The following is a 3,188-nucleotide window of genomic DNA, read 5'->3' on the forward strand; positions in this document are numbered from 1 at the left end:
GACTGCTCGGGCTGGACCCGCTGGTGGTCAACGGCGTCCTCGCCGGGCTGGCCGCCGAACTCGACGAGCTCGCCGACCGGGCGGCGGCGTTCGCGGGCGCCGACCCGGCCGAACTGCCCGCGTCGAGTGCGCCCGCGCTCGACCTGTTCGCCGAAGCTCACGAACGCCGCCATCAGGACGAAGTACGGCTGTTCGCGTCCTGATCGCCAGGCGGCCCCGTACGGGCGAAAACCGCGAGGAGGTCCCGAATGAGCACCACCGGCCACGGACACGCCCACTCGCTCGACCCCGGCTTCGCCGGGCCCGACCCGCACGACGCCGCATCCGGCGCGGACCGGCCGTTCCGGCTGGGCATCGGCGGTCCGGTGGGCAGCGGCAAGACAGCGCTGACCGCGGCGCTGTGCCGCGCGCTGGGCGGGGAGATCCCGCTGGCCGTGGTCACCAACGACATCTACACCACCGAGGACGCCGACTTCCTGCGCTCGACCGGTGTGCTCGCGGCCGACCGGATCGAGGCGGTGCGGACCGGAGCCTGCCCGCACACCGCCATCCGCGACGACATCACCGCCAACCTCGACGCCGTCGAATCGCTCGAGCAGCGGCATCCGGGCCTGGCGCTGGTGATCGTGGAAAGCGGCGGGGACAACCTCACCGCCGTGTTCAGCCGCGGCCTTGCGGACGCGCAGATCTTCGTCGTGGACGTCGCGGGCGGTGACAAGGTGCCGCGCAAGGGCGGGCCGGGTGTGACCACCGCGGACCTGCTGGTGATCAACAAGGTGGACCTGGCCGCGCAGGTCGGCGCTGACATGGCCGTGATGCGCACCGACGCGCAGCGCGTGCGCGGCGAACTGCCCGTAATCGAGCAGTCCCTCACCGCCACGCCGAACGCGCCCGACGTGTCCGCGTGGGTGCGCGATCGGCTCACCAGGCGAGCGTCCGGTTGAGACCGCGTGATGGCCGTGGAATCAGGTTTCGCCGCTGTCGACGAGGGCTCGGAGCGCGTCGAGGTAGGCGTCGTACGCCGCGCGCCCCTGCTCGGTGAGCGCGAGCCAGGTCCTCGGGCGTTTGCCGACATGACCCTTGGTGACCTCGACGTACCCTGCGGTCTCCAGGATCGTCATGTGTTTGGAAAGCAGGGAGTCGCTGGCCTCGATCGTGTCGCGCAGCAGCGGGAAGTCCATGCGTTCCATCGGGACCAGCGCGGCCATGATCGACAGCCGGGTCGGCGAGTGGATGGTCTCGTCCAGCCCGTGCCTCGGGTGCTGCTGTGCGGTCATTCCGCGAGCACCCGCCAGGCGCCGTAGACGCAGGGGATCGCGGGAAGAAGTCCACTGAGGACGATTCCGGGAACCGCTCCCTGCGGGAACACGAAGTTCTGCAGCAGCACGGCGGCGAACACCAGCACCACGAATGCTCCGGTCACCGGCCACACCAGTCGGCTCAGCAGCCTGCTGGTCGCTTGCTGCCGGGCGCTGTAGATGATCCCGGACACGGCGAAGACCAGCGGAAGAAGGCCGACGACCACGCGCGGCCAGCCGTCGGGCACCAGCGGCGATCCGATCAGGTGCACCGCCATCGTCACGGCCATGGCCAGCCACACCCATGCGGGCCACCGCGCGACCCGGCGCGCCTTCGCGTCGACCTCGGTGGCGTTGCCCAGCGCGGCGGACGGCGTCAACGGCGATTCATCGCCGGAAGTTCTCGACTCGTTCATGACTCAAAGTCATGGCAATTACTCAACGGATCGTCAAGTAGTTGCGGTTCGTTCAGCATCAAGCTGCCCGCGGGACATCCGCCGCGGTCGCGGCGAACCACGCAGTGGCCGTACCCGCCTCCGCAACGAGCACCCCGGAATCGGGCGGACCGGCATCGTCCCCATCTCCGTGGCTCGACTTCGGTCGAGCTGGTAAGAGGAAGTGGGCCCAGAACTCCGCCGCGTCCGATGCCGCGTGTCCGCTGATCAGCAACGTCCCGGAGATGTACGGCCGGATGGCACGAATCGCGATCACGCCGGACTGGGTGCGCTACTACGACTTCGGCGCCGGCCGGATGCCCCGATTCCTGCAGGACCTGGCCGAGCGGCACCAGACTTGACGGGGCGGGGCGGCCGAGTGCGCCGTTGCAATCCTCCGCTGCCACCGCCGACCCACCACATCACTTGCGAACCGAGCGGAGGTAGCACCATGAGCGCCGAGTTCCCTGCTCCCAGCGAGGGCCTGCTGGTCACCCACTTCCTCACCGTGTCCGACGTCGCCCGCTCGCGGGCCTTCTACGCGGACATCTTCGGCGGGCGGATCGTCCAGCGCGAAAACCCGTGCGTGGTGCAGGTCGCCAACAGCTGGATCATCATGAACCCGGGCGGCGGCCCAACACCCGACAAGCCCGGCATCACCCTGCGCACCCCCGAGCAGTCCAACACCGTCTCGGCCTTCCTCAACGTGCGCGTCGCCGACATCGCCGCCTTTTACGCGGGCGCCCGAGCCCGGGGCGCCGAGTTCCTCACCGAGCCCCTCGATCGCAACGCCGAGATCCGCTGCTACCTGCGCGATCCGGACGGCTACCTCATCGAGATCGGCCAGGCCACCGGCATCTTGCGCGGCATCTACGCCGACCCACCGGCGAGCGGCGATGACGGATGAGCAGACCGCTGATCGCTCCGGCGGGCCGCGCGGCACCCCGACCAGCGCTGTCGATCAACCGTGGCGCAACCGTCAGTCCGCGCGTTCGGTGTCGCCCGACCGGGAGCGGGAGCGGAGTCGCCGGGTGATCGCCCGGCCCAGCAGACCGGCGGCGAACACCACCAGCCCGGCCAGCACGGAAGCCACCGGCAGGGTCGCGGCCAGTGTCAGGCAGCCGGACAGGCCGAGGACGTTGATCGCGCGGGGCCAGCGGCGCTGCTGCGCAGGCTGGGTGAACGCCGCGGCGTTCGCGATCGCGTAGTAGACCAGGACTCCGAAGCTGGAGAACCCGATCGCTCCCCGCAGATCCGTGGTCAGCACCAGCACGACGACGATCGCGGCGACGACGACTTCGGCGTGGTGCGGAACCCGGCGCCGCGGATGGACCGCGGCGAGGAACCCGGGCAGGTCGTTGCCCCTGGCCATCGCCATGGTGGTGCGGCCGAGACCGGCGATCAGCGCAAGCAGTGCGCCGAGGCTGGCGGCGGCCGCGCCGAGACGCGCCAGCAC

5 protein-coding genes and 1 pseudogene are annotated in these 3,188 nt (G+C 70.4%); 3 read left to right on the forward strand and 3 right to left on the reverse strand.

Annotated elements, in window-relative coordinates; all coding sequences use genetic code 11:
* Both IJH84_RS18410 and ureG read left to right on the forward strand, forming a co-directional pair.
* Nucleotides 1-203: pseudogene (locus IJH84_RS18410) on the forward strand (urease accessory protein UreF); the annotation flags it as partial.
* Nucleotides 204-248: 45 nt separating this feature from the next.
* The gene (ureG, locus tag IJH84_RS18415; protein WP_295146700.1) at nt 249-944 is read left to right on the forward strand and encodes an urease accessory protein UreG; all 696 of its coding nucleotides are present in this window, start codon (nt 249-251) and stop codon (nt 942-944) included.
* Between the two features lie 21 nt (nt 945-965).
* Here ureG and IJH84_RS18420 read toward each other — a convergent pair whose 3' ends face one another.
* Together IJH84_RS18420 and IJH84_RS18425 are read right to left on the reverse strand one after the other, a co-directional pair.
* Entirely contained in the window at nt 966-1,277 is a 312-nt protein-coding gene (locus IJH84_RS18420) for a transcriptional regulator (RefSeq protein WP_295146702.1), read from the reverse strand.
* On the reverse strand, nt 1,274-1,714 hold the full coding sequence (locus tag IJH84_RS18425) for a hypothetical protein (RefSeq protein WP_295146705.1): 441 nt from the start codon (nt 1,712-1,714) through the stop codon (nt 1,274-1,276). The genes IJH84_RS18420 and IJH84_RS18425 overlap by 4 nt, the downstream gene beginning before the upstream one ends.
* A 469-nt stretch (nt 1,715-2,183) precedes the next feature.
* Between IJH84_RS18425 and IJH84_RS18430 the strand changes: the two genes are divergently transcribed.
* Nucleotides 2,184-2,639, forward strand: coding sequence for a VOC family protein (locus tag IJH84_RS18430; RefSeq protein ID WP_295146707.1), 456 nt, complete (start codon nt 2,184-2,186; stop codon nt 2,637-2,639).
* Nucleotides 2,640-2,711: 72 nt separating this feature from the next.
* Here the strand turns inward: IJH84_RS18430 and IJH84_RS18435 are convergent.
* On the reverse strand, nt 2,712-3,188 hold a 477-nt coding region (locus IJH84_RS18435; protein ID WP_295146709.1), incomplete at its 5' end, for an amino acid permease.

The sequence above is a fragment of the Saccharopolyspora sp. genome (genome assembly GCF_017434145.1).
Lineage (GTDB): Bacteria > Actinomycetota > Actinomycetes > Mycobacteriales > Pseudonocardiaceae > Saccharopolyspora_C > Saccharopolyspora_C galaxeae.